Source organism: Mycobacterium sp. 48b (assembly GCF_048282725.1).
Classification (GTDB): Bacteria; Actinomycetota; Actinomycetes; order Mycobacteriales; family Mycobacteriaceae; genus Mycobacterium.
Genome location: NZ_JBLVUL010000001.1, coordinates 3,925,728 through 3,952,128 on the forward strand (window position 1 = coordinate 3,925,728; position 26,401 = coordinate 3,952,128).

The following is a 26,401-nucleotide window of genomic DNA, read 5'->3' on the forward strand; positions in this document are numbered from 1 at the left end:
CATGATCCGGCTGTCCCGATCGGTATGGATCCAGCTGGCGATCCTGTCCACGATCACCGTCGTCGCCGTGGGCATCATGGCATTCGGCTTCGTCAAGGTCCCGGCACTGCTCGGATTCGGCCGGTACACGGTCACGGTCGAACTGCCTGCCGCGGGTGGGCTGTACCCGACCTCGGTGGTCACCTACCGCGGTACCGAGGTCGGCAGGGTGAAATCGGTCGGCGTCACCCGTGCCGGAGTCGATGCGGTGCTGACCCTGGACTCGGACATCGCAGTACCGTCCCCGGTTTCGGCCGCCGTGCACAGCCGGTCCGCGGTCGGGGAACAGTTCCTCGAACTGACTCCCGACCGCGGCGCGACCGGTACGTTGCGCGACGGCGATGTCATCGGCGTCGACAAGGTGCGCATCCCGGCCGATATCGGGAGCCTGCTCGATGCGACCAACAAAGCCCTGCAGGCCATTCCGCCGGACAATCTGCGCACGGTGGTGGACGAGTCGGCCAAGGCCGTCGGAGGACTGGGACCCGAGCTGTCCCGCATCGTCGACGGTTCGACCGCCCTGGCCATCGAAGGCGGCAAGACTGTCGATCCGCTCACGCAGCTGATCGACCAGTCCCCACCGGTGCTCAATTCCCAAGTACAGACCGCCGATTCGATTGCGACATGGGCGCAGCGGATGGCCGCGATCACCGGCCAACTCAAAACCCAGGACGCCGCGTTCGCGGATCTGCTGACGACAGGAGCGCCGGCACTGGGGGAGGGCAAGGCGCTGTTCGACCGGGTGGCGCCCACCCTGCCGGTCCTGTTGGCCAACATGGTGAGCCTCGGTGACATCGCCGTCACCTACCGCAACGACCTGGAACAGTTGCTGGTTCTCTACCCGCAGGGGACCGCCGTGATGTCGGCGATCACCCTCGCCAACGCCGACACCAAACAGGCCTACCGGGGCATCTACCTCGACTTCAATCTGAACCTCAACCTGCCGCCACCATGCAACACGGGATTCCTCCCGGTGCGCCAACAGCGGTCACCGTCCGACCAGGACTACCCGGAACGCCCCGCCGGTGAGCTCTATTGCCGGGTTCCGCAGGACTCGGCCCTCAATGTCCGTGGCGTGCGCAACATCCCGTGCGAGACCAAGCCGTGGAAGCGTGCGCCGACCGTGGAACTGTGCGAAAGCGACGAAGAATACGTCCCGCTGAACGACGGCCTGAACTGGAAGGGCGATCCCAACGCGACGCTGTCAGGCCAGGGAGTGCCGCAATACGCACCGGGCACCGGTACCGCACCGCCGCCCGTGGCCTTCGTCCCCTATGACCCGGCCACCGGAACCTACCTGGCGCCGGACGGCCGCTCCTACACCGACTCCGACCTCGCCGACAGCACGAAAGGCAAGACATGGCAGAGCATGCTGACGCCGCCGAGCGGCTAGACCAGCCGGACACCGGCGGCAGCAACCGTATTCCGATCGCGCTGGTGCTCGTCGTCGTGGCAGCGCTGGCCGCCCTCACCGGCTGGCTGGGCTACCGCGATCAGCGATCCCACGCCGCCGAGGAGCAGCGCACCCTGTTCGTGCAGGTGGCGCGCCAGGCGGCGGTGAACCTCACCTCGATCAGCCACTCCGAAGCCGACGCCGACATCCAGCGGATCCTGGATTCGGCGACCGGTACCTTCCGCGATGACTTCGAGAAGCGGTCGGGCCCGTTCGTCGAGATCGTCAAGCGGACCCAGTCGACATCCCGTGGGACCGTCGCCGAGGCCGGCCTGGAGTCCGAGACCGGTGACGAGGCGCGCGTATTGGTCGCCGTCTCGGTGAAGACCTCGACCGGCGCTGCACCCGAACAAGATCCGCGTCGCTGGCGGATGCGCATCAGCGTCGAGCAGGTTGGCGACGACGTCAAAGTGTCGAATGTGGAGTTCGTGCCATGACCACAGATACCGCAGCGGAGCTCTCCGATCCGAGGGCCGATGAGCTGGAGACCGACGACATGGTCGTCGAAGAACTGATTGAGGACGATGCTGAACCCGCGGAGCAGGACCAGCCTGGTTCCCGGTCCATCTCGTGGACGCGGGTGCTGGTGTTCGGTGTGCTGCCCGCTGTGGCGCTGATCCTGGCGTTGGCGGCGGGTTTCCTGAAATGGCAGGACGGGTCCGCGCGATCGGCACAGGCGGCAGGCGCGGAGTCCGCGCGCGCCGCGAGCGAAAGCACCGTGGCGATCCTGTCCTATCGACCCGACACCGTGGACACCGAGCTGCCCGCGGCCGCGGACCGGCTCACCGGTGAGTTTCGCGACCAGTACACGCAACTGATCGACGACGTCGTCATCCCCGGGGCCAAACAGCAGGTGATCTCGGCGGCGGCGACGGTGCCGGCTGCCGCGCCGGTATCGGCGTCGCCCCGGCATGCGGTGGTCCTGGTGCTCGTCGACCAGACCACCACGATCGGCACCGGTCCGCCGACCAAATCCACCTCCAGTGTGCGGGTCACCCTCGACAAGGTCGAAAACCGATGGCTCATTTCGCAATTCGAACCGGTCTGATCGCCGCCGTCGTGGCCCCGTTGGCGCTTTCCGGCGCATGGGGTCCGGCGCCCGCGCATGCCGACAACCAGCGGCTAAACAGCGGTGTGATCGCCAACGTGTTCACGATTCAGCGCCAAGCGGGCTGCACCACCAATGTGAAGGCAGACCCGAAGCTGCGGTTGGCAGCCGAATGGCACACCAACGATCTGCTCGCCGACCGCAGCCTGGACGACCATGCCGGCTCTGACGGATCGACGCCTCAGTCGCGGGCCGAGGCTGCCGGATTCCGCGGCCGGGTCGCCGAAACGGTCGCCATCAACCCGGCGTTGGCGATCAACGGCATCGAGATCCTCAACCAGTGGTACTACGACCCGGTCGATTTCGCGATCCTGTCCGACTGCGCCAACACCGCCATCGGTGTGTGGTCGGCCAATAGTTTCGACCGATCGGTTGTTGTGGCCGTGCTCGGCCGGCCGGCGGACACGTAGTAATACCCATCCCGACCCGCCGCCCGGACCGGCAGACTGAAGCCATGCCAATCGACGAGGCTGTGCCCTCCCAGGACACCATCGCCCACGACACCAAGCCGGAGCGCGACCGTGCGGTCGATGTCGCGCGCCTGGGTGCCCTGCTGGTGGTGATCTTCGGTCACTGCGCCCTGCTGTTGGCCACCATCGATTCCGGGGGCGTACGGGTCGGCAACATCCTCGGCGCACTTCCGGCACTGGCTCCGATCACCTGGGTATTGCAGGTGATGCCGCTGTTCTTCATGGCCGGTGGGGCGGCGGGGGCCTACAGCTGGCATCCCGGACGGCCGTGGGGGGCCTGGCTGCTGGCCCGGGCCCAGCGACTGTGCCGCCCGGTGTTCTGGTACCTGGCGGTGTGGGCGGTGCTCCTGGTCGTGGTGCACGCGACGATGGGCGCCGAGTCGGCCGCTGCGCTCGGGCGCGAATGCGTCGCTCTGCTGTGGTTCCTGGGTGTCTACCTGATGGTGCTGGCCTTCGTCCCGGCGCTGATGCGCCTACGCACCGGTCGGGCACTGGCGGTGGTGGTCGCCGGCCTGATCGTCGCGGCCGGGGTCATGGATGCCATCCGTTTCGCGGTCGGCACACCCGAGGCGGGCACCGCCAACCTGATCATCGTCTGGCTGATTCCCGTGGTGATCGGCGTGGCCTATGCGCGTCACCTGATCTGCGCGAAGCGGGCGGTAGCGATCGCCGTCCTCGCCTTCACCGCGCAGGTGGGACTCGCGCTCACCGGTATTTACGACGTATCCCTCATCGTCACCGGAGCCGAGCACGTCTCCAATGTGTCGCCTCCCACGCTGCTACTGGCACTGCACTGCACGTGGATGCCGTGCCTGTTCATCGCCGCGGCAAACCCGATCCGGCGCTGGGCGGCACGTCCGCGGGTCTGGTACGTAGTGGCGACGGGCAACGGGGGAGCCATGACGCTGTACCTGTGGCACATCCCGGTGATCGCGATCGCCGCGTTCGGTCTGCACGCGATCGGCCTGGATGCATTCGATCCGCACGCCCCGGGCTTCTGGGCCCATCTGGCCTTGCGCGCAGTGGTTTTCGCGGTTCTCATGGCAGTGGCCTTCCAGCTGTTGTCACCGTTGGAGCACTGGCCGTTGCCGTGGTGGGACGATCGGGTCCAGCCCGGCGGTGCCCGGTCCGTGTTCACCGGCGTGCTGCTGTGCGTCGCAGGCGCCGCGTTGACCCTGATGGCCAAGAACGGCCTCGACGGGGTGCTGGGCTGGTCGGCGCTCGGTGGCTTCGTCCTCTCGGTCATTGCCGCACGGGCCAGTGCGGGCAGGGCTGTCAAGCCCTAATTGTCCTGTGCGGCAGGATCTGTGGATGGATCGCGTGCTGTGGATAACTGCTGGGGGAGTCGGTGATCGGCAGTAGAATTCGAACATGCATTCGAACACTGTCTCTGATCGGGAGACGGTGCTGGCTGCCTACGACGAATACGACGCCGTCTGCGCGAAAGTGGCCGCCCTCAATTATCAGACGTTGAGCCTGCCTGAACTTCTCGAGCTGCAGTCGCGGCGTGAACATCAAGTCCGGTGCGCGCCTGCGGTAGACCACCGCCTGTTGGCCGAGATCCAGACCCGGACCACCCCTGGCGAGATCGGTGCGAAAAGCTGGACCGACGTCCTGGCCATCCGGCTACGCATCAGCACGAAAGAAGCCAAACGCCGCATCGCCGAAGCCGCCAACCTGGGCCCACGCACCACCGTCACCGGGCAGTCCATGGCGCCGGTGTTGCCCGCCACTGCCGCCGCCCAGGCTGCCGGTGACATCAATGCCGACCACGTCGCGATCATCCGGAAGTTCTTCGCCAAGCCACCTGTTCCGCTGGATGCCGCCACCCACGCCCAGATCGACGCCGACCTGGCTCGTATCGCCGCAGGCAACGGTCCCGAAACCCTGAAGCAGTGCGCCGACCGGATCGCCTTCCTGCTCGATCAAGATGGCGACGCACCCAGTGACGAACAACCCGAACGCCACGGGGAAATCATCATCGGGCCCCAAAACGCCGACGGCACGAGTGAAATCCGCGGCCGACTCAGCCCCGAAGCCCGTGCCACCCTCGACCCGATCCTCACTCGCTACGGTGCTCCCGGCATGTGCAACCCCGCCGATGAATATCCCTGCACCACCGGCACTCCCACCGCTGACGCGATCGCGTCGGATACCCGCACCGCCGTCCAGCGCAACCACGATGCCCTGGTTGCCATCGGCCGAAGCGCACTGTCGTCGGGGGAACTGGGCCGGCACAACGGATTACCGGTCACGATCGTGGTATCCACCACCCTGCGTGAACTCGAGACCAGGACCGGTACCGGGCGCACCGCCTCGGGCGCCCAGTTGCCGATCGCCGATGTCATCCGGATGGCCGCTCACGCCCACCACTACCTCGTGGTCTACGAGGATCATCGTCAGGTCCCGCTGTATCTGGGCCGCAGCAAGCGCATCGCCACGCCCGCCCAACGCCTCGTGCTGCACAACCGCGACCGGGGCTGCACCCGGCCAGGGTGCACCTGCCCTACCGACCGCTGCCAAACCCACCATGCCAAGGCCGATTTCAGCCAAGGCGGCCTGACCGACATCACCGACCTGACTTTGGCCTGCCCGAAGAGCAACCGCCTGGTCCACGGGAAGGGCTGGCGTACCCGCGTGCGCGACGACGGCCGGGTCGAATGGATCCCGCCACCACTGCTGGACACCGGCCAGGACCGCATCAACCACTACTGGCACCCCGAAGACCTTTTCCATCCGCCGGAAGAGGACGAGGGTGATGATCCTTAGAGGTGGATGCGGGCAGGGCACAGATCACCCACGCATCGGATTCCACGGCCTGGTCGCGATAAGTTCTGCGGTCCACGAGCCGGACCTGACCAGGGCGGTGACTTCCTCCCGGATGATGTCGCCGATCTTCACGCTGAGTTCGCGCGGCAGGTCGAGTTGCTCGGTTGCGGCAACCCCCAGACGCTGACTGAGCGCGGAGTCTGCGATTGCCGCGAATCGTAAACGCCCGTCGTCGATTTCGTGACGGCAGGCCGAGAGGGGCAGGACTCCGTAGGCGATGCCCGCCTCGATCATGGTCTTCATCACCGCGACGGAGTCCGTCGTCGTCCGGTGGCTGAAATTGACCTTGGTGCGCAGCGCGGCATTCTGCAGTGACATACCGATCCCCGACGACGACCGCGGCACCACGAGGGGCAATCCGACAACGTCGCTGAAGCCGAGGGCACGGGAGGCATCGAGGTCTGAGTCCGGTCCGCCGATCACGAACAGCTCTTCGGCCAACAGTTCTCGATAGAAGACCCGTTCATCGGGTACCGGGTTGATCAGCGCGACGTCGACCGCGCCTTTGAGCATCGCGTCGACGAGCTGGTCGGTACTTCCGACGGTCACCGAGAACGTCGCCTCTGGGAAGGCGGTGGTCAGGCTGGCGAGCAGCGGTGAGGTCAACAGGTCGACGGCGGTCTCGGGCAACCCGAGGCGCAGGGTGCGGTCGAGCCGGGCCAACGGTGTGCCGGCGTACTGGACGGCCAGTTCCAACTGTCGCAGCGGACCGGCAGTCGACGCCCGCAGCCGCTCGCCGGCTTCGGTGAGCTCGACACCGCGTCGGGTGCGGGTGAACAACGCGACCCCGAGGTCCTCTTCGAGCAGTTGCAGCTGACGACTCAACGCCGGTTGGGCGATGCCCAGCACGCCGGCCGCGCGGGTGATGGAGCGCTCCTCGGCGATGCGCAGGAAGTACTTGAGCCGGTGGGTGTCCATCGCATCGAGATATACCAGCCATCGAATATCGGCATGACTGGAACCCGAAATCGGTATTACCCGCCCACCGATCCCCGGCCCTAGCGTTTCCCATCGAAGCCAGGTGAAGAGGAGACATCCGATGACGGTCCACAACGATGCCGAGGCCATCGCGGCCCTGAATCTGGACAGCCTGCCCCGCCACATCATCGACAAACGGGTCACCGAGTTGATGGACCTGTCGGGCAAGAAAGCGTTTGTGACCGGCGCCGGCGGGGACGGTCTCGGCCAGGCCATCGCCAACCGCCTCGCCGGGCTCGGGGCCGACGTCGCGTTGATCGGGCGCACTTTCGAGAAAGTCCAGCGCCGCGCCGACGAGATAGCCGAGCGGTGGGGAGTCCGGGCCCACCCGGTGAAGGCCGACATGTCCGACTGGGATCAGGTGCATGATGCGGTAGAGATGGCACACGACCAGTTGGGCGGTCTGGACATCATGGTCAACAACCCCGTCATGGTGGTGGGCGGTCCGTTCGAGAACCACACCAAGGCCGACATCGACCACACGGTGCTGGGCAGCCTGACCATGATGATGTACGGCGCCCATGCCGCGCTGGAATTCCTGCTTCCGCAGGGGTCGGGAAAGATCATCAACATCGGATCCGTCGGCGGCCGCATCCAGCAGCGCGGACTGGTGGTGTACAACGCGTGCAAGTCGGGCGTCGTCGGCTTCACCCGGAATCTCGCCCACGAGGTGGCCCCGCGCGGGGTGAACGTGCTCGGCGTGGCACCGGGGATCATGATCAAACCGGAGATGATCGAGTACCTGCTCGACCCGAAGACGCCGGCCCATTTCGCGGGCAGGGGCGCCATCCTGGAGGCCATCACCACGCAGGTACAACTCGGCCGTGCGTCGCTTCCAGAGGAAGCGGCCAACATGGTGGCGTTCCTGGCGTCTGAGGCCGCCGATTACCTGTGCGGGCAGACGATCGATGTCGCCGGCGGGCAGTGGATGAACTGAGATGCCGACCGTCGCAGACATCAAGGCGAAGGCCGTCGAGCAGACCGGCCTGACGGGCTTCGGCGACGACTCGTTCGAGGAGGGCCTGGGAATCCTGTTGTCCTCGTTGGACACCGAGGCCCGGCTCAACGAGCGTGGGCAGGCGTTCCTCTACCCCCGCGTCACCGGATATCTGGCCCAGCGCCTGCAGGTCGAAGAGTGGTATCGGCGCCACCCGGAGATCGACGACGTCCCGATCGTCGCGCCCGTCATCGGCCTCGGCCTGCCGCGCACGGGCTCCACGGCGTTGTCGATGCTGCTCGCCCAGGACCCGAACGTCCGGTATCTGCGGCGATGGGAATCCTCGCAGCCGTGCCCACCGCCGTCCACGGTCCAGGGGGTGGATCCGCGCGTCCCTCCCGACAAGGGGGAGATGGTCGGCACGCGGTACCACGTGCCCGCGGACACCCACGGCCCGATGGAATGCCACGAGCTGATGGCCCTGGACTTCAAGTCGCATCTGTTCCAATCCTTCGCCCAGGTGCCCACATACTCCACCTGGCTCGTGGAAAAGGCCGACCTGACAACGACTCTGGCGTATCAGCGGCGGGTGATGAAGCTGCTGCAATGGGGTGAGTCCACCCGGCCCTGGCGGCTCAAGTGCCCATCACACGTGCTGTGGCTGGATGCGGTGGGTCAGGTGTTCCCCGACGCCAGATTCGTGATGACGCACCGGGATCCCACCGACGTCATCCTGTCGGTGGCGGACCTGTACGCCGACATCATCGGTACGTTCACCGATGCGATCGACCGGCCCTATATCGGCAGGCTCAACGTCGAACACTGGTCGTTGGGCATGGACCGGGCCTTGCGGTTCCGTGCGGGCGGGGCACAGGACCGCTTCTACGACATCGACTTCCGGGCCATGCAGGCCGATCCGATCGGTGAGGTCACCGGTCTGTACGCCTGGCTCGGTCAACCGGTCAGCGATGAGTTCGCGGCGCGGATGGGCAGTTGGTGGGCTCAGGCCGCCGCTGAACGCGAAGCCAGTTCGCACGCCGACCCGGCAATGTTCGACATCGACCTGGATGACGTTCGTCCCCGCTTCGCCCGTTACACCGACCATGCCAACCGCTGGACCACCCGCGCCGGCTAGAACAGGAGCCCCACATGGCGATCGACCTCACCGGCGGTATCGATCCGTCCCGCGAATACGTGTTCGCCCAGAGGCCCGACAACCCCGAAATGCGGGACTCGGTGAGTTTCTGGACCGTCGACGACCGCGGACAGATCGGGTTGCCCCGCATCGGGATCGAAGCGGTCGCGGCGAACTGGGACAACCACGAGATCCAGATCAATCTCGCGTTCCCCGACGGCCGGGTGTACCGCCTGCGCGACGGTGGGCCGTCACTGCCGCCCGACGGGCCTGACGGCAAGCCCACCGTTCTGGGAGCCGGCGGTCTGGCCTTCCGCTGCATCCAGCCGTTCGACACCTGGACGATGACGTACGCGGGCAAGGCCGTCGCGACATCGGCGGCCGATCTGGTGGCAGGCAAGTCGGACGGCCCGCTGGTCGACGTGACGTTCCATGTCGAGGCGAAAATGGCTGTCCCGCCGTGGATCCAGGGTGCGTTGCAGCAGGATGCCGCCGACCGGATCAAGAACTCCGTGGAGGGCGACCTCATGGGCGGGCCGCGCTACGAGCAGCTGTTCCGGGCCGTCGGTTCGGTGACGATCAACGGCGAGAGCCAGGACTTCACCGGCAGTGGACTGCGGATCCGCAGGCAGGGAGTGCGCAAGCTGGGCAGCTTCTGGGGCCACGCCTGGCAATCGGCGGTCTTCCCCAGCGGCAAGGCATTCGGCTACATCGCCTACCCGCCGCGCGACGACGGGCAGCCCACCTTCAACGAGGGCTACATCTTCACCGGCGACGGCGGCCTGATCCCGGCCCGGGCAGTGCAGGCACCGTGGCTGACGAAGCTGCAGGCACTGGGGGAGGACGTATCGGTGGTGCTGGAAACCGCTGACGGCCGAGTGCACATCGAGGGGGAGACTGTCTTCTCGACCCACGACATCCACCACAACGACAACACGTTCTCGGTGCGCGAGATGAAAAAGGAGAACCCCAACTTCCCGGCCCTTCAACAGGCCGGCGTGCGCTACCGGTGGGACGGTGAGGAGACTTACGGCATGCTCGAACGCTCCAACCCGATCGAGAAGATCGAATTCGATGCTCGGGCTTGAGGGCAAGACGTTCATCGTCGCCGGGGGAGCCACCGGCATCGGTGCAGGCACCGCCGCGCGGTTGGCCGCCGAGGGAGCGTCGGTGGTCGTGGGTGACGTCAACATGCAGGGTGCCAAAGCCACCGTCGAGACCATCACGGCCTCCGGTGGTGCCGCGATCGCCGTCGAATTCGACCTGGCCGACGACGAATCCGTTCGTCACCTCGTCGACGCCACGATCTCGGAGTTCGGCGCGGTCCACGGTCTGGACAACGTCGGTGCCGACCTGTCGGCGAACAACCTCGGACGTGACACCACGATCCTCGACACCCCGTTCGAGGTGTGGCACCGCACCCTCGACGTCAACCTGCTCGGGTTCGTGAGAACCATCCGCGCCGTGCTGCCGCATCTGCTCGACAACGGCGGCGGCAGCATCGTCAACACCTCGTCGGGTGGCTCTCTCGGAACCGACCCGATGCACGTCGCCTACAACGCCTCCAAGGCAGCGGTCAACCAGCTCACCCGCCACGTGGCGAACAACTACGGCGCCAAGGGGATTCGCAGCAATGCAGTGATGCCGGGCCTGGTGATGGGGGAGACCCAGGAACGTCAGAACGATCAACAGATCCAGCAGATGTTCCTGATGGCAGCCAAGGTCACGCGTCTCGGCAAGCCCGCAGACCTGGCCGCAGTCACCGCGTTCCTGCTGTCCGACGACGCCGAATGGATCAACGGTCAGACCTGGTACATCGGCGGCGCATCGCACATGCGCCAGTGAAGCGGCCCGGGATCGGCTGCGAAAACCTCAGTCCTCCTTGCGGATCAACCGCCCGAGCGCCTCACGATCAGGCGCCAGCAGCTCGTCGATGCGGGCCTGGTTCACGTCGGCGACGATGATCTCACCGACTTCCTGGTACACATCGCTGAAGATGCCGTGCGCCTTCATCTTCTCGGTCTGATAGACGTTGTCCTCCGTCGGCGTCACGTAGTACACGATCTCCGGCTTGAACCGGTGGATCAGCCACACGTGGATCAAATCCATCAGGCGCTTCTTGCGCAGCTTCTCGGCAAAGGTGTTCTGGTCGCGCACCGTGAGGATGTTGCGGCCATGCCGGTCCTTGATGGGATCGACGACCACGTTGGCCAGCGGCTCGTCACCGTCGCCGTAGATGCCGAGGTCGAGCACGTCCGAACCGGCGCGGCGCGGGCGGAGCTGAACCCGCAGATTCTCGCCGATCTTGTAGTGGTCGCCCCACATCGCCAGCCATTCCTCGAGCAGCTTCTTGGGCACCTCGGTCTGCACCAGATGCTGGTGCTGCGTGGACCCGGCGCCCATCGCCTTGGTGGTTGCGGTCCGGCCTGAGGATGCCGCCAGGGCGGCATCGCTACGCGGCCCGCCCACCAGGGTTTGCGGTGTGCGGTAAGGAGATTCGACCAGCCGCATCTTGCGTTGCAGCCGGGCCAGCGCCAGCATCCCCTCCTGCTGCAGGGACGTCGCGAACTCCTCGCACGCCACGCCGTCGACCTGATGGCCGCCGTAGGTGATGAAGTTGAAGACGAACCCCATCTTGCCGAGTTCCGCGGGGAAGGCCCGCATCTCGTCATCGGTCATGCCGGTGGTGTCCCAGTTGAACGACGGCGACAGGTTGTAGGCCAGCATCTGGTCCGGGAACTCGGCGTGGATCGCGTCGGCGAACTGCTTGGCGTCGGCCAGGTCGGCGGTCTTGGTCTCCATCCACAGGATGTCGGCGAACGGTGCGGCCGCCAGTGACTTCGCGATCGCATACGGGATACCGCCGCGCACCTGGTAGTAGCCCTCGGGGGTCTTGACCCGCTCGCAGTCCCACGCCACGTCGGCGCCCAGCTCGTGGGCCTTCTCCTGTGCGGTGTACAGCGATGCCCGGGCCGCGAAGGCGCGCCAGTCGGCGGCACTCATCGCAGCGGGCTCGCCGTCGCGTTCCCGGAACTCCAGCAGTTCGGCGACAGCCTCGCCGTAGGTGTTCAGGCCGGCGTCGGCCTGCCACGCCTCGACGAATGCCGACTCCACCTTGTCGAACATCGTGTCCACCGAAGCGCCGGCGGTATGAGCCTTGACGGCCTCGGCGATGTTGTTCGTGAGGCCCTGGCGTTCCAGCCAGGACTCGGCGGTCGCGTACTCGCCGGCGGGCAGCGCATAGAGCAGATGGCCGTTGAGTTCGGTGACACCGAGGTCGTAGAACCGGCGCACCATTGCCAGGAAGCAGGACTTGTAGGTGGGCACCGAAAGGTTCGTCGCCCCCAGCAGGAACGGCTGGTCGCGCTCGTCGGCGCGGCTGTCGATGAGGTTCGCGGCCTCGGCGTCGGTGCGCGCGACGATGATGCCGGGCACCCGCATGATGTCCAGCTGGAACCGCGCGGTGTTGAGCCGTTTTATCTGCTCATCCGACGGCACCAGCACCTTGCCGCCCTGGTGTCCGCACTTCTTGGTGCCGGGGCGCTGATCCTCGATGTGATAACCCGGCACGCCCGACTCGACGAAGCGGCGGATCAGGTTGCGCACATGCGGGTCACCACCGTGACCGGTGTCGGCGTCGGCGATGATGAACGGCCGGTAGTCGACCGCCGGGGTGGCCGCGCGCTGTTCGGCGGTCATCCGCAGCCGCAGATACTGCTGGTTGCGGTCGGCGGTCAGCAGCGCCCGCACCAGCCCGGCCGCCTCGTCGGGCACCTGACTCAGCGGGTAGCTGGCCAGATCGGGTCCGGGATCCTCACTGATGGAGCCCTTGGCCGAAGTGGCCCATCCGCCGAGATAGATCCCTCTGATCCCCATCCGTTTCATCACCACCGCCTGACCCGGCGAGTACGGCCCGAACGTGGTGATGCTCAGCTTCTGGGCGAACAGATCGCGAAGGTAGAGATAGAACTCCGTGGCGGCCTCGCGGGCCACCGGATAGTCCGACGGGATCGTGCCACGCTGCTCGGCGACCTGACGCGCCGAGTACAGCCGGGTGATGCCCGCGAACCGGGGACTGTCGATGTAGGCCTGGGTGGCCTCGACATCCTCCCGGAACGGTGATGTCTCTGCGTTGGCTTCGATGGTGGCCATGGGTTTGCTCCTCTTCGAGCTCGGCTTCCTCGATTATCGCGGCGGAGACGATTCGAGGGACCGGTTGCGGAAAAATCGTCGCCGCGACCGCCGGCTCGGTGGCCGCCGGATCCGGGGGCAATACCGAAAAGCTCTGTATTCCAGCCAGTTTGACAAGCGGTATCCCAAGCTTCGCCAAGCCGCGGCCGTCGCTTCGATTCCCACCTACCATCGGGGTATGCCGAAGCTGACCAAGAAGGTGAAATCGCTGTTCAGTAGGCGTCGGCCCGTCACGCGCGAAGATGCCGCGGAGATTGCCGACTGGCTCAACGAGGGTGGCGCGCTCCATCCCGACGGGCCGCCGACCGTCATCGACCCCAAGAAGAACAAGAACGCCTGACAACGGGCCGGATTCGCAGATAACGGGTCTTTCTCTTCATCTCGACCCCTAGGCTGCACGCCATGTCGATCGACCGGGCCGCGCTGGCCGCCGGTGCAATCCGATTCGCGTCGGGCGTCTCGTTTCTTGTCGACCCGAAGCGGGCCGACCGGTTGTGGGGCGGACGGGAGATACCCGACGCAACCGCTCAGCTGATGTGGCGGTCGATGGGCTATCGCGATGCGCTGATCGGCGGCCTGCTGCTGGCGGCGGGACTGCGGGGCAAGGACACCCGAGGCTGGTTCCTGGCCTCGGGCGGGGCCGACGCCGCCGACCTGCTCGGCGGGATGGCAGTACACGATCAGCTGCCGCGGTCGCAGCAGGTCATCGGGCTCGGGGGAGCCGTGGTCGGCATCGCGGTGGGACTGTGGGGCGCCGCCCGCCGCAGGCCGCGCGCCGCGGATGCGGCTGCCGGTTAGGCCGACTACGAATCCGCCTCGACGATGTCGCCGCGGTACCACCTCGTGCCAATCAGGTAACAGCCCATGGCAATCAGCTGCAGCGTCGGCACCAGGATCAACAAGGCGCGGCCCAGGGCGTGAGCGCCCAGATCCGGGGTCAGCGTGTCGCTGATCAGGCCGGTGACGAACGGGCCGACCGCACCCAGGGTGGCATTGAAGAACAGGAAGATCGCCGATGCGGTCGCCCGCTGCTCGGGCAGAACCAGTCGTTGAATGGCCGCGATCGAGGGGGCCATGTACGACGTGCCGATGATGTAGCTCAGCGCCAGGAACCACACACAAGCCACCCGGCTCTCGACGGTGAAAGCCAGCACCGAGGACGGCAGAAGCAGGGCCGTGGTCACCACCACGATCCACAGCAGCCAGCGTGGATCGCGCGTGGCCAGCCGATCCGCCAGCCGGCCCACGATCAGCAGTCCCAAGACGCCGGCGATTCCGGTGGCCAGACCGTACTCCCAACCGACCTCACTGAGCGTCATCGACCGGGTCCGCATCAGAAAGGCCGGGGTGAACGTGGTCAGGGAGTAACCCGCGGCCGCGATGAAGGCGGTCCCGCCGACGAGGGACAGGAAACTGCGTTTGCGCAGCAGGTACCACCACTTGACCTGCGCGCCCGGCGCCTCGGGCGTCGTCACGGGCAGTGACTGGCGTACCCCGACCAGCAGCAGTACCAGCGGGGCGAACACCACGCTGATCGCGCCCATCACCACGAAAGCCGTTCGCCAGCCGAGGTTGTCGGCCAACAGCCCGCCGCCGATCAGGCTGGCGCCACTGGCCAGCGGGATGGCGAAAGTGAGTACCGCCAGCGGTGCCGCGCGGCGTTGCGGGGCGAAGTTGCGGGCTACGTACGCGTGGGCGGCCGGCGTGCTTCCGGCCTCGCCCACTGCAACACCCACCCTGGTGAGGGCGAGCTGAAATCCGGACTGCACGGCGCCGCCGAGCATGGTCATGGTGCCCCACAACGTCAGGCAGGCGGCGACAACGGCGCCGTACGTTCCGCGGTCCGCGATTCGCGCCACCGCGATCCCGAGCACCGCGTACACGATGAGGAAGCCGAATCCGTTGATCACCCCGATCGCGGTGTCCGACAGAGCGAGATCGTGCTTGATGGGCTCGGCCAGCACGGACGGCAGGAATCGGTCGACGTAGTTGAGGGTGCCGACCAGGGTCAGCAGCGCGACCGCTGCCCACGCCCGCCGGGGGCCGTGCGCACCGGCAGATGTGGGCGCAACGGTGGTCAGTGGTGTCCGGCCGGTCTCACCCATGTCGTACGCCGCGGATGAACCGCCACAGGTACTGCGGCAGCCGCCGTACCGGCACGGCTCGCGGCCAATCCTGGGGGCGGAAGAAGGCGTCGGAGCCCCCGTCGACGAACACCACACTGCCGCAGAGGAAATCAGCCGAGTCCGACAACATGAAGCAGATCCAGTCGGCCAGATGGCCGGCGTCGCCGTAGCCGCCGATCGGGACCGGGAAGGACCGTACGGCGCGGCCCTCGCGCGGGTCGGCGAGCTGGGCCTCAAGTAGCGGGGTCAGGATCGCCCCCGGGGCCAGGGCGTTCAGCCGGATCCCGGCACCGGCCCACGCGGCGGTGACCGCATTGATCCGCAGCCAGCGGCTCACTGCGATCTTGGAAGCGGCGTACATGATGGCCGACCCGTTGCGGCCCAGCAGCCGCAGCGAGCGCACCGCCTTGCCAGTGTCACGGGCCAACAGCGCCCGAATTGTCCGGCGCGGGACGATCGGGACCGTCGTCGTCGAATTACTAGAAATAACAACCACTTTGGCGCGCTCGGTGGCGGCGAGTGCCGGGCGCAGGGCGTCCAGGAGGTCCACCACGCCGAGGAAGTTGACCTCGGCGATCAACCGGTTGCGGTCGGCGCCGGCCCCGGGACCCAGCCCGGCGGCCAGCACGGCTCCGTCGAGCACCCCGCCGCAGGCGGCCAGCACCCCATCGGCCGCTGCGCGGCGCCCCTGCGGGGTGGACAGATCGGCCACCACCTCACCGGACTTGAGGTCAACGCCGATGACGGTGTGCCCGAGATCCCGCAGCCGTTCGGCGGCTTGCAACCCCATACCGGATGCGGAACCGGTAACCGCATATGTGCCGATGATCGCCTCCTTGCGGCCCGATCGTGGGCCGGTCCGGCGGCCAAAGATAGCATCCGGGGCATGACCGACCTTGCAAAATACGGCCCGTGGGCAGTGATCGCCGGAGGCTCGGAAGGAGTCGGTGCGGAGTTCGCCCGGATGCTCGCCGAGGACGGGTTCAACCTGGTCCTCATGGCGCGCAAGGCCGGTCCGCTGGAAGCCACCGCGCAGCGCTGCCGGGATCTGGGCGTGCAGGTGCGCACGGTGGCGGTGGACCTGGTGGACAGTGCCTCGACCGGGCAGATCGCCGATGCGACCGCCGGCCTGGAGGTCGGGCTGCTGATCTACAACGCCGGCGCCAACACCTGTAGCGAGCGCTTCCTGGACGCCCCGCTGGCCGATTTCCAGAAGGTCGTCGACCTCAACGTCACCAGGATGATGGAGCTGGTCCAGCACTTCGGCAGGCCGATGGCCGAGCGTGGACGGGGCGGCATCCTGCTGGTGGGTTCACTGGCCGGGTACGCCGGGTCGATGCGGCACACGGTCTACGGCGGGGTGAAGGCGTACGGGCGGCTGTTCGCCGAGAGCCTGTGGCTGGAGTTGCGCGAATACAACGTCGACGTGCTGGAGCTGGTACTCGGGGTGACCCGGACCCCGGCAATGGAGCGCGCCGGCCTGAACTTCGAGGCACCGGGAATGCGGATCAACGATCCGGGCGAGGTCGCCGCCGAAGGTCTGGACCACCTCGGCGCAGGACCGGTTCACGTGGCGGGCGGCAACGCGAAACGCGCCGAGATGAACAGCGCACCGGACCGGGCACAGGTGGTGCTCAAGTCCGACGCCGCGATCCGCAACCTGATCAATCAGCGGACGCCGCAATGACATCCGAGCTGGCTGCGCTGGAGGCGCGGCTGCGCCTGCTCGAGGACGAACGCGACATCGCCCGGCTGATCGCGTCCTATGGACCCCACGTGGATGCCGCAGACGCCGACGGGACCGCTGCGCTGTGGGCGACAGATGGTCGCTATGAGGTCGAGGGCTGGGCGATGGCCAGCCGGGCCGACGTCCACGCGATGGTCAGCTCGACATCCCACCGCGCACTGGTCGCCACGGGCTGCAGCCACTTTCTCGGACCCGCCGTGGTCACCGTCGACGGCGACACCGCGGTGGCCGTGTGCGAGTCGCTGGTGCTCCTCCGCCGCGAGACCCCCGACGGGGCCGACGAGTACGTCGTGTGGCGGGCAACGGCCAACCATTTCGAGCTGACCCGTGCAGAAGGGCACTGGCAGATCACCCGGCGGTCCAGCCGGCTGCTCAACGGCGACCCGGCAGCGCACCGCCTGATGATCGCCGGTGTGGCCGGAGAGCCCGCGCCCTGACCCAGATGAATTCTCGGTGCCCATGCGGTTACCGATCTCTCCCACGAGATGCCGATGCGGGCGGGGCGCTTTACGCTCGTCGCGGTCGGGCGTCAGCCGCACGCGGGGAATCGAGGTCACAGGGTGAGGACAGTGCTGGGGCTGTCGGTGACTCCACACGGCATCGCCTGGGCCCTCGTCGAAGGCGGCACCACAGACGCCACGCCGCTCGATGACGACGCTTTCGACGTCGAGATCGCCGACCAGCTGACCGCTCGGGCTGCCGCCGCAGCACGCAGCGCCCGGGCCATCGCCGCCTCCAGCGGTCAGGACGTGGCCGCGATCGGAGTATGCGCGGTCGGCCCCGTCGCCGACGATGCCGGCGACGACTGCCTGACCCGACTGCTCGACCGGCTTGCCGCCGACGGGTTCGACGATGTGCGCGTCGTTCCCGAACCATCCGGCACGACCGGCCCCGACGACCTCGGCGCGGAGGAGTGGCTGCATGCTGCCCGGTCCGCCGCGCTCGCCGTCGCGACCAACGCGGTGGCCCGGGCGCCCCGACCGGTCGCGGTTCGGGCTCCGGCTCCCCGCCGGTACACAGCGGCCCGGGCAGCGGCAGCCGCCGCCGCGGCGATCGCCGCGGGCCTGCTGACCGTGGGCTCGCAGTACGTCGAACCGGTGCAGGTCCCGGTCGCCGACGACGGGGACATCACCGCGGCCGCAGAGCCCCAGCTTGTCACCGTCGCCGCGCCGCGCGAGGCAACCCGATCGGTGGCCCGACCCGAGGAAGAGCTCGTGGCCGAGCGGGCCGCCCGGGCTCCGCTCGCCGAACCGGCCGAACAACCAGCGGAGTCGGTGGAGACGGTTCAGCCCGCGGTGACCGTCCAGTCCGTCGCCGCGGTGGAAACTGCGGCACCCCAAGCAGTCCCGGTTGTGCGCGCGACGGTGCCGACCGCAGTCGCCATCCCGGCCGGTGGCGCACCGGTGCAGCACATCCCGGCGCCGGTCACCGGCCCGATCGTCGGGCCGCCGGCGGTCGAACCGCACCTTGCGGCAGATCCGGCGCCGGGCCCCGCGTCGGTGCCACCGTCCGCATCGGCACCGGTGCCCGCTGTGCCTGCGCCTGCACCTGAACCCGCGCCGGCGGGCCTGTGGTTCCTCGGCGCGATGCCGTAGCCGGCAATGGGGCAGCTCCTCAGCCTCCCGCGGCCAGATAACGCAGTCCCGACATGCCAGGCAGGAAGAAATAGGCGCCACCCCGAAGTGTGGTAAACGCCGGAATTCCCTTGTGCACCTTACGGATCGGTCGCTTGGGCACGGTGAAGTCCAGGGTTCCGTCCTGTGTGCCGCAAATGGGGTCGTGCTCGTTGCCCAGCTCGTGGAACGTCTTGTCGTTGATCCAGACGTTCTGCGCGAACTCGAATTGGCGCACCAGGTCGGCACAGATGATGAACGCCGCGATACCGCGATCCACGCCGTCGTCGGGTGCACCGTCGGGCAGTGCCGGGCCGTAGGTGGCGCCGCGCCGGATCATCCGGCGACGGTTCATGTAATGCGCGGTATCGCGTGGGTTGAGCCGGCGCGCATGCGACCCCAGCGGACACGCGTAGCCGAAGGGATCCATCTCCTTGTAGTTGAAATCGTTGTTGCGCATGGGATCTGCACCCAGCTCGGGATCGTCGTGCTCGGGTGCCAACACCAGGGGAGCGCCGCTGCGCCACCGGCCCATGAACTTCGCGGCCAGCAGTTCCTCGGCCTCCGCGGAATCCGAGCGCTCGCGAAGGTAGTCCCGGAACAATACGACGTGCTCCTCGAGCCGTCGGTAGGCCATGTAGCTGCCGTTGCGTGAAAGCACGTCCGGTTGGGGCAGATTGGGGACGGTTCCGTCCTCATCGGGATAGCCGAGGATGAATTCACCAGGCTCCAGCGGGTCGCCCGACCCCGGTGTCGGCTCCTCCCCGGAGCCCTTCATCACCGGCTGGGACAACCGGTCGCGGAATCCGAAGTGGTCGTGCGCGTAATTGAACGGCGGTGTCGCGTTCAGGTCCAGATAGGACAGGCTGCGCACCCCGGGGGTGCGGGCCAGCAGCTTGTCGTGCTCTTCGATGGAGCGACGGCACTGCTCGTCGGTGCGGGAGAACAGGATCGCGATCGCATGCAGATCCTCACCGGCAAGGCCGCCCAGCCAATGCTCGGGGGCGGCCGCGCCGGTGTCACCCAGGATCGACGCGCGCCCGGCCATGCCCTGCCGGAAGGCATCCGGAAAGCTGGCCAGCGACTCCTCGTCGACGCCGAGTGCCCGCAGTCCGGTCCAGGTGAACGCCAACGTGACCCACCGGTCGGACTCGTCCATGGTGGCCACCGCGTCGGCGGCCGAGGACACCTTGTCGAGCAGTTCGGTGAGCCAGGCGCGGCCGCCTTCCGGGGTGTCGAAGGTCAGGAACTCGTAGCGCCCGGTGATGGCGGGGGTGCGGGTCAGCAGGATGTGCTGGATCTCGTCGAACTCGAGCACGGCCGGCTACTGCATCTGATCGAGCATGGTGGAGAAGGCGGCTTTGAGTCGTAGTGCTTTCTTGATCTCGTCGGCGGTCACATACGGGTATTCGCCGTATTCCAGGAAGCTCGGCACCTGGTGGGCCCGGACGAACTGGATGAAGGCCTGGGGGTTCTCCTTCCAATCCTCGGGGAACCCCTCCAGATTGGTGAAGACGGTGGTGATACCGGTGCTGCTGAACAATTGCACCGCGTCCTCGGTGTATTTGTCGAAGTCGGTGTCGAAGATTCCCTGGTACTGGAAATGCAGGCCCGATCCGACATCGAAAAGTACCCAACGCAAATAGTGCAGCCGCAGCGGCGCCAATACGTCCGGGCTGGCGGCGATCGCTTCCTCGATCTGCTTGCCGTACGCGCGAACCGCTTCCTCACGGCCTTCTTTCACCTTCGCGATGATGGAGAACCCGTGGCAGGCAGGGGTTCTCGGGTAGGTGGGCCCATATCGGCCCTGCTCGAGTTCGAAATAGCCTTCCGGCGGGATGGCCATCGCGGCCGGCTTGCTCCAGACAGGTTCGGTGCCAGTCAATTTGGGACCCCCTATGTACTCTCAGGTACCGCGGAACGCTAGCACTGCCGAGGGCTGTCCAGCGACAATTATATTGACGAGTCATCAAATTTGCCGGGGCATTTCTCCGAAAACCTGGAAAACGCGCGTACCGGGCGTATTGTCCGCTGTGTCGGGGCCGTTCGAGGGGTAGGCCACGGCCGTCCCGAGTGACAGTGCGCCAGAGATGGGGCAGTGATGACGATGGTGGCGGGCACGAGCCGGCTTCTCGCCGTGGTGGCCGCTGCGTTGGCGCCGATCTTCGTCGGCGGAGTTGTGCCGGTGGCGCACGCCTACTCCGATACGCCGATCGAGATGCTCACCGTGCCGTCAGCCGCGATGGCGCGTGATGTCCGCGTCGAGTTTCTTGCTGGTGGGCCAGGTTCGCATGCGCTCTACCTGCTCGACAGCATGGAGGCCGGCGACGATCGCAACGGCTGGGACATCAACACCGCAGCCTTCGATTGGTATGCCGGAAGCGGACTCTCGGTAGTCATGCCGGTCGGTGGCAAGTCGAGTTTCTACAGCGACTGGTACGCGCCCGCGGTCGGCAACGGCGGCACCTGGACATACAACTGGGAGACCTTCCTGACGAGCGAGTTGCCGGCCTGGCTGGCCACCAATCGGCACGTCGCCCAGACCGGCAATGCCGTGGTGGGCCTGTCGATGGGCGGATCGTCGTCCCTGGTGCTGGCCGCCTACCACCCGCAGCGTTTCGTCTACGCCGGAGCGCTGTCGGGTTTCCTCAACTTGTCGGCCGCCCAGTGGCCGGGTCTGGTCCGGATCGCCATGAACTGGAACGGCGGATTCAATCCGGACGCGATGTGGGGCCCGCCTTCAGATCCGGCCTGGGCCCGCAATGACCCGACGGTCAACGTGGGGCGGCTGGTCGCCAACGGCACCCGGGTCTGGATCTACTGCGGCAACGGCACGGCGCGGGACCCGTCGTTGGCGAGCCCGGATGCGCCGATCGGGGGCCTGGGCTTCTTGGAGGGGTTCGCGATCGACTCCAACCGGGCCTTCGCCGACGCCTACCGCGCGGCCGGTGGCACCAATGCGGTGTTCAACTTTCCGGACGGCATCCACAGCTGGGGCTACTGGGGTGAGGAACTGCGCCGGATGAAGCCCGACCTGCTACGCGTCCTGGGCACCGTCCCGGTCGACGGCAGCGCGAGCGAAAGCGCGAACCCGGTCCTTGGCGACCTTCCCGTTGCCGGTCAGCGGTAGCGCCTCGGTGAACAGCACCACCCGAGGTCGCTTGAAACCCGCGATCTCGGTCCGGACGTGGTCGACGAGTTCCTCGGCGGTCGGCCGGTGACCCGGCACCGGTACCACCACCGCGCATACCGCCTCGCCCCAGTACTCGTCGGGCACCGCCACCACGGCCACCTGGTCCACCGCGGGGTGGCCGGACAACACGTCCTCCACTTCCCGGGAGGACGTTCTCGCCGCCGGTGACGATGATGTCCTTGAGCCGGTCGACCACGAACAGCCGGCCGTCGGGGTCGGTGCGGCCCATGTCGCCGGTGCGGAGCCAACCGTCCTCGGTGCTGACACCGTCGGGCCAGTAGCCGGGCGTCACCTGCGCGCCACGCACCACGATCTCACCCACCTGACCGGATGGCAGCAGATCCCCGGACGGCGCGGCGATTCCGATCTCGACGTCCCGGTGCGGATAGCCGGCACTGGTGAGCAACTCGGGCCGGCCCGCCGCGCCGGCCCGGTGGTCGTCGGGGCCGAGAAACGTGATGTTCCCGCCGGTTTCGGTCATGCCGTAACCCTGGTGGAAATCCACCCCGAGCACCTCGATCGCGCGGCGCAGCAGATCCAGCGGCATCGCGGCCGATCCGTAGGCGATCGCCCCGAGACTGGGCAGCTCGGTGCCGGTGTGGTTCAGATGACCGAGCAGCGCGTGCAGCATCGTCGGCGCCAGTGAGCACGAGGTCACCCCGTGAGCCCGGACGAGCTGTGCGAAACCCTCCGGGCGGAACTGTGCGCACAGGACGACCGTGGCGGCGACCGCATGCTGGACCAGCATGTTGTATCCGGCGATGTGACACATCGGGAACGGCAGCAGGTACACGCCGCCGGGCTTCACGGAGCGGCCCTCGACCGAGCCCCGGACCGCCGTGAGGATCGAACGGTGACTGTGCACAACAGCTTTCGGGACGCCCGTGGACCCGCTGGTGAACAGCAGCCACGCCGGATCGTCGGGGTCCGTGACATCGGGGCACGGGAGATCGGCCGCCGACGCGGTCCGCCACTGCTCGTCTTCGAACGCGATCACCTGCTCGGTGGGCGTTCCGGCGCCGGCCAGGGCCGACAGATAGCGCTCGTCGCCGAGCAGCAGGGAGGGTGCGGCGGTGGCCAGCTGCGCTGCCTGCTCGGCCGGGCCGAGGCGCTGGTTGATCAGCGTCAGCACGCGTCCGCTGCGCGGCACGGCGTAGTACAGCTTGGCGTAGGCGGCGCTGTTGTCGGCGACCACGGCCACCCGATCACCCGGATCGGTGCGGGCGGCCACCCAACCCGCGACTCCACGGATCTGGTGGTCGAACTCGGCGAAGGTCGTGACGGTGCCGTCGTCGGTCACCACGGCCCGGCGCCGGGGCGCACCGGCGGCGGCCACCGAGATCAACTCGTGCAGAAGGGTCATGCCGGGCCGCCCGGCGGAAGTTCGAACCGGTCCAGGTACCGCCGCACGAATTCCTGCGCCTGCGTGTGGCCGCGGCTGATTCCCAGGCCCTGCTCGAGCACCAGGATGCGGGCCAGGCTCGCCACGATCATCGACATCACGACGGGTGGGAACTCCTCGGTGTCGACGCCGTGGGCCCGCAGTGCCGAGGCCATCGCGGACTCCTCGAGGTCACGGAACCGGTCGGCGTAGCCGGCGATCTCGCTGCGGATGGCCTTGCGGTGGTTGGCCAGCGCCATGAACTCCATCCACAGCGCCGCGCCTTGCGCGCTGTTGAGTTCCCACAGTGCGTGCAGCGGGGAGTCCTCGGCGAAGGCCTCCTGCTGGGTGCTCAGGTTCGTTTCGGCACCGGCCTGCAGCACCGCCACGAACAGGTCGTCCATGCTGGGGAAGTAATAGTGCACGAGTGCGGGTTTGACGCCGGCCTGCGCGGCCACCCGCCGTGACGTCGCCGCGGCGTACCCCTCGTCGAGCATGACCTGGGCGGTGGCCCGGATCAGCGCCCGGCGGGTGCTCGATTCGCGTCCGGAGGCGGCCTGCCCGGCAGTTCTCGGCGGGCTCATCGCACCCTTGACCACGCGCGGCAGCGGCTGCTAGACATGGCCTGATTGTAGTTATTGGGCGATCGCCCAATGTCGGCAGTGTGGCGGCACCTGCCCTGGCAACGAAGGTGGGCAATGACAGGACGGGTCGACGGCAAGGTCGCGCTGATCACCGGGGCGGCGCGGGGGCAGGGCCGCAGCCATGCCGTGCGGCTGGCGGCTGAGGGTGCCGACATCATCGCGGTGGACATCTGCGCGACCTTCGACCGGTCGCCGGCAACGGGGGCGACGGTTGAAGACCTCGCCGAGACCGCCGATCTGGTCAAGAACCTCGGGCGGCGCATCGTCACCGCCGAGGTCGACGTCCGCGATTTCGGCGCACTCAAGACGGCGGTCGACAGCGGAGTCGAACAGCTGGGCGCACTCGACATCATCGCGGCCAACGCGGGCATCGGCACCACCGGGGTGAAGCTGGACCGGATGGACGAAGACCTCTGGCAGGAGATGATCGACGTCAACCTCAGTGGCGTCTGGAAAACGGTGAAAGCCGGTGTGCCCCACATGCTCGCGGGCGGGCGCGGCGGTTCGATCATCCTGACCAGTTCGGTGGCCGGGTCCAAGGCCTACCCGTTCACGGGGCACTATGTGGCGGCCAAGCACGGCGTGGTCGGACTGATGCGCAGCTTCGCGGTCGAGCTGGGCCAGCATTCGATCCGGGTGAATTCCGTGCACCCGACCCACGTCAACAGCCCGATGCTGATGAACGAGACGACCTACCGCATGTTCCGTCCCGACCTGGAGAACCCCGGACCGGACGACCTGGCGCCGATCTGCCAGACGTTCCACATGCTGCCGATCCCGTGGGTCACGCCCGAGGACATCAGCAATGCCGTCTTGTTCCTGGCGTCGGACGAGGCCCGGTACATCACCGGGGTCACCCTGCCCGTCGACGCCGGTAGTTGCCTGAAATGACCGTCTACTACGACCCGTACGACACCGGCATCGTCGCCGACCCCTATCCGGTGTACGCCCGCCTACGCGACGAAGCGCCGATCTACCACAACGAGCGCTACGACTTCTGGGCGCTGTCCCGGCACGCCGATGTCGAGAAGGCGCTGTCGGACTGGGAAACCTTCTCCAACAGCCGAAGTGACATCCTCGAACTGGTCAAGTCCGACTTCGACATGCCGCCGGGCGTGATGATGTTCGAAGACCCGCCCATGCACACCCTGCTGCGCGGACTGATGTCGCGGGTGTTCACCCCCCGCCGGATGGCCGAGATCGAGGATCAGATCCGGCAGTTCTGTGTGCGCTGCCTGGACCCCCTGGTCGGCTCCGGCGGATTCGACATCATCGCCGAACTGGCGTCGATGATGCCGATGCGGGTGATCGGGATGCTGCTCGGCATACCGGAATCCGAGCAGATCGGGGTACGGGACGCCAACGACGCCAACCTGCGGACCAAACCCGGTGCGCCGATGAAGGTCGTACAGGCCGACCGCATCGCCGACGGCCGGATCTATGCCGACTACGTCGAGTGGCGATCACACAATCCGTCCGACGACCTGATGACGGCGCTGCTCAACGTCGAGTTCACCGACGAGTTCGGGGTGACCCGCAAACTTGAGCGCAAAGAGGTGCTCCACTACACCCAGGTGGTGGCCGGCGCGGGCAACGAGACCACCGGACGGCTCATCGGCTGGCTGGCGAAGGTTCTTGCCGAACATCCCGACCAGCGTCGTGAAGTGGAGCAGGATCGGTCGCTGCTGACCCGGGCGGTTGACGAGACACTGCGCTTCGAACCCACCGGCCCGCACGTGGCACGTTGGGTGGCAAGAGATTTCGAGTACGACGGCACCACGGTGCCGGCCGGTAGTGCCATGCTGCTGCTGTTCGGGGCGGCCAATCGCGACCCACGTCGCTACCGCGACCCCGACACCTTCGACATCCGTCGCGACAACATCAGTCACCTGACCTTCGGCAAGGGCCTGCACTACTGCCTGGGCGCCAACCTGGCCCGGCTGGAGGGCCGCGTCGCACTCGATGAACTGCTCAACCGGTTCCCGGAATGGGAGATCGACTACGACAGTGCGAAACTCGCGCCCACTTCGACGGTTCGCGGTTGGGAGCAATTGCGCATCGTGGTGAACTGACTGTGGTGAACTGAGCACCGTGAGCATCTGGATCGGACAGGCCCGGCGCAGCGTAAGCGGCGAGGTGCCCGCGCCGCCCGAGCGGGTGCGGGCGTTCTACGTCGACCTGGACAACATCTCGCAGGTGCACCCGCTCGTGCAGTGGGTCCGCAGCACGTCCCGGGTGGAGTTGGCCGACGGATACCGGCAGGACTATCAGGTGCGCGATCGAATCCCGATGGGGCCGTTCGCACTTCCGATCACCTATCGCGCCCGGCTCGTCGTTCCCACTGTGGGCACGGTGACCGCGCAGGCCCGGCAGTTCCCGCAGGTGAGTCTGGACAGCCGGGTGGACTTCGCGGCCACCGACGCCGGAACCCGGATCACCGAGGACCTGACCATCTCGGCGCCGCGGCCGTTGCTGGCGATCACCGTGGGGCAGGCGGTCGCCGCACACACCACGATGCTCGCCGCGATCGGAAAACTGTTCGGGGCCTGAGCTTTCG

26 protein-coding genes and 1 pseudogene are annotated in these 26,401 nt (G+C 67.3%); 19 read left to right on the forward strand and 8 right to left on the reverse strand.

Going from position 1 to position 26,401, the window contains the following annotated elements; genetic code table 11:
* Nucleotide 1: 1 nt before the first annotated feature.
* From ACNQR1_RS19325 to ACNQR1_RS19350, 6 genes are all read left to right on the forward strand, one after another.
* Nucleotides 2-1,432, forward strand: coding sequence for an MCE family protein (locus ACNQR1_RS19325; RefSeq protein WP_418047462.1), 1,431 nt, complete (start codon nucleotides 2-4; stop codon nucleotides 1,430-1,432).
* On the forward strand, nucleotides 1,399-1,929 hold the full coding sequence (locus ACNQR1_RS19330; protein ID WP_418047463.1) for an Mce protein: 531 nt from the start codon (nucleotides 1,399-1,401) through the stop codon (nucleotides 1,927-1,929). The genes ACNQR1_RS19325 and ACNQR1_RS19330 overlap by 34 nt, the downstream gene beginning before the upstream one ends.
* Nucleotides 1,926-2,540 carry a hypothetical protein gene (locus ACNQR1_RS19335; protein WP_418047464.1) on the forward strand — a complete coding sequence of 205 codons (615 nt, stop codon included), beginning with the start codon at nucleotides 1,926-1,928 and terminating at the stop codon, nucleotides 2,538-2,540. The genes ACNQR1_RS19330 and ACNQR1_RS19335 overlap by 4 nt, the downstream gene beginning before the upstream one ends.
* Complete coding sequence (locus ACNQR1_RS19340) at nucleotides 2,510-3,010, forward strand: CAP domain-containing protein (RefSeq protein WP_418047465.1); 501 nt, start codon at nucleotides 2,510-2,512, stop codon at nucleotides 3,008-3,010. Before ACNQR1_RS19335 ends, ACNQR1_RS19340 begins: the two co-directional genes overlap by 31 nt.
* A 44-nt stretch (nucleotides 3,011-3,054) precedes the next feature.
* The gene (locus tag ACNQR1_RS19345) at nucleotides 3,055-4,356 is read left to right on the forward strand and encodes an acyltransferase family protein (protein ID WP_418047466.1); all 1,302 of its coding nucleotides are present in this window, start codon (nucleotides 3,055-3,057) and stop codon (nucleotides 4,354-4,356) included.
* Between the two features lie 85 nt (nucleotides 4,357-4,441).
* Nucleotides 4,442-5,839: an HNH endonuclease signature motif containing protein gene (locus ACNQR1_RS19350; RefSeq protein ID WP_418047467.1), complete on the forward strand. Its 1,398-nt coding sequence runs from the start codon at nucleotides 4,442-4,444 to the stop codon at nucleotides 5,837-5,839.
* Nucleotides 5,840-5,863: 24 nt separating this feature from the next.
* Here the strand turns inward: ACNQR1_RS19350 and ACNQR1_RS19355 are convergent, their stop codons facing one another.
* The gene (locus ACNQR1_RS19355; RefSeq protein WP_418047468.1) at nucleotides 5,864-6,817 is read right to left on the reverse strand and encodes a LysR family transcriptional regulator; all 954 of its coding nucleotides are present in this window, start codon (nucleotides 6,815-6,817) and stop codon (nucleotides 5,864-5,866) included.
* Between the two features lie 121 nt (nucleotides 6,818-6,938).
* Between ACNQR1_RS19355 and ACNQR1_RS19360 the strand changes: the two genes are divergently transcribed.
* Genes ACNQR1_RS19360 through ACNQR1_RS19375 form a run of 4 tightly spaced genes read left to right on the forward strand, consistent with a single transcriptional unit; the run spans nucleotide 6,939 to nucleotide 10,794 of the window.
* Nucleotides 6,939-7,814, forward strand: coding sequence for an SDR family NAD(P)-dependent oxidoreductase (locus ACNQR1_RS19360; RefSeq protein ID WP_418047469.1), 876 nt, complete (start codon nucleotides 6,939-6,941; stop codon nucleotides 7,812-7,814).
* Between the two features lies 1 nt (nucleotide 7,815).
* Nucleotides 7,816-8,949, forward strand: coding sequence for a sulfotransferase family protein (locus ACNQR1_RS19365; protein WP_418047470.1), 1,134 nt, complete (start codon nucleotides 7,816-7,818; stop codon nucleotides 8,947-8,949).
* A 14-nt stretch (nucleotides 8,950-8,963) separates the two neighbouring features.
* On the forward strand, nucleotides 8,964-10,037 hold the full coding sequence (locus ACNQR1_RS19370) for a hypothetical protein (RefSeq protein WP_418047471.1): 1,074 nt from the start codon (nucleotides 8,964-8,966) through the stop codon (nucleotides 10,035-10,037).
* Nucleotides 10,024-10,794 carry an SDR family NAD(P)-dependent oxidoreductase gene (locus ACNQR1_RS19375; RefSeq protein ID WP_418047472.1) on the forward strand — a complete coding sequence of 257 codons (771 nt, stop codon included), beginning with the start codon at nucleotides 10,024-10,026 and terminating at the stop codon, nucleotides 10,792-10,794. Before ACNQR1_RS19370 ends, ACNQR1_RS19375 begins: the two co-directional genes overlap by 14 nt.
* 27 nt (nucleotides 10,795-10,821) lie before the next feature.
* Here ACNQR1_RS19375 and aceA read toward each other — a convergent pair whose 3' ends face one another.
* Nucleotides 10,822-13,101 carry an isocitrate lyase ICL2 gene (aceA, locus tag ACNQR1_RS19380; protein WP_418047473.1) on the reverse strand — a complete coding sequence of 760 codons (2,280 nt, stop codon included), beginning with the start codon at nucleotides 13,099-13,101 and terminating at the stop codon, nucleotides 10,822-10,824.
* A gap of 217 nt (nucleotides 13,102-13,318) precedes the next feature.
* Between aceA and ACNQR1_RS19385 the strand changes: the two genes are divergently transcribed.
* Nucleotides 13,319-13,480, forward strand: coding sequence for a hypothetical protein (locus ACNQR1_RS19385; protein WP_418047474.1), 162 nt, complete (start codon nucleotides 13,319-13,321; stop codon nucleotides 13,478-13,480).
* 62 nt (nucleotides 13,481-13,542) lie between these two features.
* The gene (locus ACNQR1_RS19390) at nucleotides 13,543-13,938 is read left to right on the forward strand and encodes a DUF4267 domain-containing protein (protein ID WP_418047475.1); all 396 of its coding nucleotides are present in this window, start codon (nucleotides 13,543-13,545) and stop codon (nucleotides 13,936-13,938) included.
* A 5-nt stretch (nucleotides 13,939-13,943) separates the two neighbouring features.
* Here the strand turns inward: ACNQR1_RS19390 and ACNQR1_RS19395 are convergent, their stop codons facing one another.
* Together ACNQR1_RS19395 and ACNQR1_RS19400 are read right to left on the reverse strand one after the other, a co-directional pair.
* Nucleotides 13,944-15,245, reverse strand: a complete 1,302-nt coding sequence (locus ACNQR1_RS19395; protein WP_418047476.1) for a spinster family MFS transporter — start codon at nucleotides 15,243-15,245, stop codon at nucleotides 13,944-13,946.
* A complete protein-coding gene (locus ACNQR1_RS19400; RefSeq protein WP_418050416.1) occupies nucleotides 15,238-16,092 on the reverse strand; it encodes an SDR family oxidoreductase in 855 nt (284 codons plus the stop codon). The genes ACNQR1_RS19395 and ACNQR1_RS19400 overlap by 8 nt, the downstream gene beginning before the upstream one ends.
* A 60-nt stretch (nucleotides 16,093-16,152) precedes the next feature.
* Between ACNQR1_RS19400 and ACNQR1_RS19405 the strand changes: the two genes are divergently transcribed.
* The 3 genes from ACNQR1_RS19405 (at nucleotide 16,153) to ACNQR1_RS19415 (ending at nucleotide 18,608) form a co-directional block, all read left to right on the forward strand.
* Nucleotides 16,153-16,953 carry an SDR family NAD(P)-dependent oxidoreductase gene (locus ACNQR1_RS19405; RefSeq protein ID WP_418047477.1) on the forward strand — a complete coding sequence of 267 codons (801 nt, stop codon included), beginning with the start codon at nucleotides 16,153-16,155 and terminating at the stop codon, nucleotides 16,951-16,953.
* Nucleotides 16,950-17,450, forward strand: coding sequence for a nuclear transport factor 2 family protein (locus tag ACNQR1_RS19410; protein WP_418047478.1), 501 nt, complete (start codon nucleotides 16,950-16,952; stop codon nucleotides 17,448-17,450). Before ACNQR1_RS19405 ends, ACNQR1_RS19410 begins: the two co-directional genes overlap by 4 nt.
* 123 nt (nucleotides 17,451-17,573) lie before the next feature.
* Complete coding sequence (locus tag ACNQR1_RS19415) at nucleotides 17,574-18,608, forward strand: hypothetical protein (protein WP_418047479.1); 1,035 nt, start codon at nucleotides 17,574-17,576, stop codon at nucleotides 18,606-18,608.
* A gap of 19 nt (nucleotides 18,609-18,627) precedes the next feature.
* Here ACNQR1_RS19415 and ACNQR1_RS19420 read toward each other — a convergent pair whose 3' ends face one another.
* Both ACNQR1_RS19420 and ACNQR1_RS19425 read right to left on the reverse strand, forming a co-directional pair.
* The gene (locus tag ACNQR1_RS19420; protein ID WP_418047480.1) at nucleotides 18,628-19,944 is read right to left on the reverse strand and encodes a Dyp-type peroxidase; all 1,317 of its coding nucleotides are present in this window, start codon (nucleotides 19,942-19,944) and stop codon (nucleotides 18,628-18,630) included.
* A gap of 6 nt (nucleotides 19,945-19,950) precedes the next feature.
* A complete protein-coding gene (locus ACNQR1_RS19425) occupies nucleotides 19,951-20,472 on the reverse strand; it encodes a hypothetical protein (protein ID WP_418050417.1) in 522 nt (173 codons plus the stop codon).
* Between the two features lie 255 nt (nucleotides 20,473-20,727).
* Here ACNQR1_RS19425 and ACNQR1_RS19430 point away from each other — a divergent pair, with 255 nt between their 5' ends.
* Complete coding sequence (locus ACNQR1_RS19430) at nucleotides 20,728-21,756, forward strand: esterase family protein (RefSeq protein WP_418047481.1); 1,029 nt, start codon at nucleotides 20,728-20,730, stop codon at nucleotides 21,754-21,756.
* Here the strand turns inward: ACNQR1_RS19430 and ACNQR1_RS19435 are convergent.
* Nucleotides 21,664-23,182 (reverse strand): annotated as a pseudogene (locus ACNQR1_RS19435) (AMP-binding protein). The gene ACNQR1_RS19430 and the pseudogene ACNQR1_RS19435 sit on opposite strands and share 93 nt — an antisense overlap.
* The gene (locus tag ACNQR1_RS19440) at nucleotides 23,179-23,784 is read right to left on the reverse strand and encodes a TetR/AcrR family transcriptional regulator (protein WP_418047482.1); all 606 of its coding nucleotides are present in this window, start codon (nucleotides 23,782-23,784) and stop codon (nucleotides 23,179-23,181) included. The pseudogene ACNQR1_RS19435 and the gene ACNQR1_RS19440 overlap by 4 nt, the downstream one beginning before the upstream one ends.
* Before the next feature lie 114 nt (nucleotides 23,785-23,898).
* On the opposite strand from ACNQR1_RS19440, the gene ACNQR1_RS19445 reads away from it, so the two are divergent.
* Genes ACNQR1_RS19445 through ACNQR1_RS19455 form a run of 3 tightly spaced genes read left to right on the forward strand, consistent with a single transcriptional unit; the run spans nucleotide 23,899 to nucleotide 26,394 of the window.
* Nucleotides 23,899-24,735: a mycofactocin-coupled SDR family oxidoreductase gene (locus tag ACNQR1_RS19445; protein ID WP_418047483.1), complete on the forward strand. Its 837-nt coding sequence runs from the start codon at nucleotides 23,899-23,901 to the stop codon at nucleotides 24,733-24,735.
* Nucleotides 24,732-25,916 carry a cytochrome P450 gene (locus ACNQR1_RS19450; RefSeq protein WP_418047484.1) on the forward strand — a complete coding sequence of 395 codons (1,185 nt, stop codon included), beginning with the start codon at nucleotides 24,732-24,734 and terminating at the stop codon, nucleotides 25,914-25,916. Before ACNQR1_RS19445 ends, ACNQR1_RS19450 begins: the two co-directional genes overlap by 4 nt.
* Nucleotides 25,917-25,935: 19 nt before the next feature.
* The gene (locus tag ACNQR1_RS19455) at nucleotides 25,936-26,394 is read left to right on the forward strand and encodes an SRPBCC family protein (protein WP_418047485.1); all 459 of its coding nucleotides are present in this window, start codon (nucleotides 25,936-25,938) and stop codon (nucleotides 26,392-26,394) included.
* Nucleotides 26,395-26,401: the final 7 nt, after the last annotated feature.

Excerpts from the sequence above, each read along its gene's own strand:
- ACNQR1_RS19430 (WP_418047481.1), top strand. The coding sequence starts at position 20,728 with ATGACGATGGTGGCGGGCACGAGCCGGCTTCTCGCCGTGGTGGCCGCT.
- ACNQR1_RS19405 (WP_418047477.1), top strand. The coding sequence starts at position 16,153 with ATGACCGACCTTGCAAAATACGGCCCGTGGGCAGTGATCGCCGGAGGC.
- ACNQR1_RS19325 (WP_418047462.1), top strand. The coding sequence starts at position 2 with ATGATCCGGCTGTCCCGATCGGTATGGATCCAGCTGGCGATCCTGTCC.
- ACNQR1_RS19375 (WP_418047472.1), top strand. The coding sequence starts at position 10,024 with ATGCTCGGGCTTGAGGGCAAGACGTTCATCGTCGCCGGGGGAGCCACC.
- ACNQR1_RS19450 (WP_418047484.1), top strand. The coding sequence starts at position 24,732 with ATGACCGTCTACTACGACCCGTACGACACCGGCATCGTCGCCGACCCC.
- ACNQR1_RS19390 (WP_418047475.1), top strand. The coding sequence starts at position 13,543 with ATGTCGATCGACCGGGCCGCGCTGGCCGCCGGTGCAATCCGATTCGCG.
- ACNQR1_RS19360 (WP_418047469.1), top strand. The coding sequence starts at position 6,939 with ATGACGGTCCACAACGATGCCGAGGCCATCGCGGCCCTGAATCTGGAC.
- ACNQR1_RS19410 (WP_418047478.1), top strand. The coding sequence starts at position 16,950 with ATGACATCCGAGCTGGCTGCGCTGGAGGCGCGGCTGCGCCTGCTCGAG.
- ACNQR1_RS19385 (WP_418047474.1), top strand. The coding sequence starts at position 13,319 with ATGCCGAAGCTGACCAAGAAGGTGAAATCGCTGTTCAGTAGGCGTCGG.
- ACNQR1_RS19355 (WP_418047468.1), bottom strand. The coding sequence starts at position 6,817 with ATGGACACCCACCGGCTCAAGTACTTCCTGCGCATCGCCGAGGAGCGC.
- aceA (WP_418047473.1), bottom strand. The coding sequence starts at position 13,101 with ATGGCCACCATCGAAGCCAACGCAGAGACATCACCGTTCCGGGAGGAT.
- ACNQR1_RS19445 (WP_418047483.1), top strand. The coding sequence starts at position 23,899 with ATGACAGGACGGGTCGACGGCAAGGTCGCGCTGATCACCGGGGCGGCG.
- ACNQR1_RS19365 (WP_418047470.1), top strand. The coding sequence starts at position 7,816 with ATGCCGACCGTCGCAGACATCAAGGCGAAGGCCGTCGAGCAGACCGGC.
- ACNQR1_RS19335 (WP_418047464.1), top strand. The coding sequence starts at position 1,926 with ATGACCACAGATACCGCAGCGGAGCTCTCCGATCCGAGGGCCGATGAG.
- ACNQR1_RS19350 (WP_418047467.1), top strand. The coding sequence starts at position 4,442 with ATGCATTCGAACACTGTCTCTGATCGGGAGACGGTGCTGGCTGCCTAC.
- ACNQR1_RS19345 (WP_418047466.1), top strand. The coding sequence starts at position 3,055 with ATGCCAATCGACGAGGCTGTGCCCTCCCAGGACACCATCGCCCACGAC.
- ACNQR1_RS19395 (WP_418047476.1), bottom strand. The coding sequence starts at position 15,245 with ATGGGTGAGACCGGCCGGACACCACTGACCACCGTTGCGCCCACATCT.
- ACNQR1_RS19425 (WP_418050417.1), bottom strand. The coding sequence starts at position 20,472 with ATGGCCATCCCGCCGGAAGGCTATTTCGAACTCGAGCAGGGCCGATAT.
- ACNQR1_RS19370 (WP_418047471.1), top strand. The coding sequence starts at position 8,964 with ATGGCGATCGACCTCACCGGCGGTATCGATCCGTCCCGCGAATACGTG.
- ACNQR1_RS19440 (WP_418047482.1), bottom strand. The coding sequence starts at position 23,784 with ATGAGCCCGCCGAGAACTGCCGGGCAGGCCGCCTCCGGACGCGAATCG.
- ACNQR1_RS19340 (WP_418047465.1), top strand. The coding sequence starts at position 2,510 with ATGGCTCATTTCGCAATTCGAACCGGTCTGATCGCCGCCGTCGTGGCC.
- ACNQR1_RS19330 (WP_418047463.1), top strand. The coding sequence starts at position 1,399 with ATGGCAGAGCATGCTGACGCCGCCGAGCGGCTAGACCAGCCGGACACC.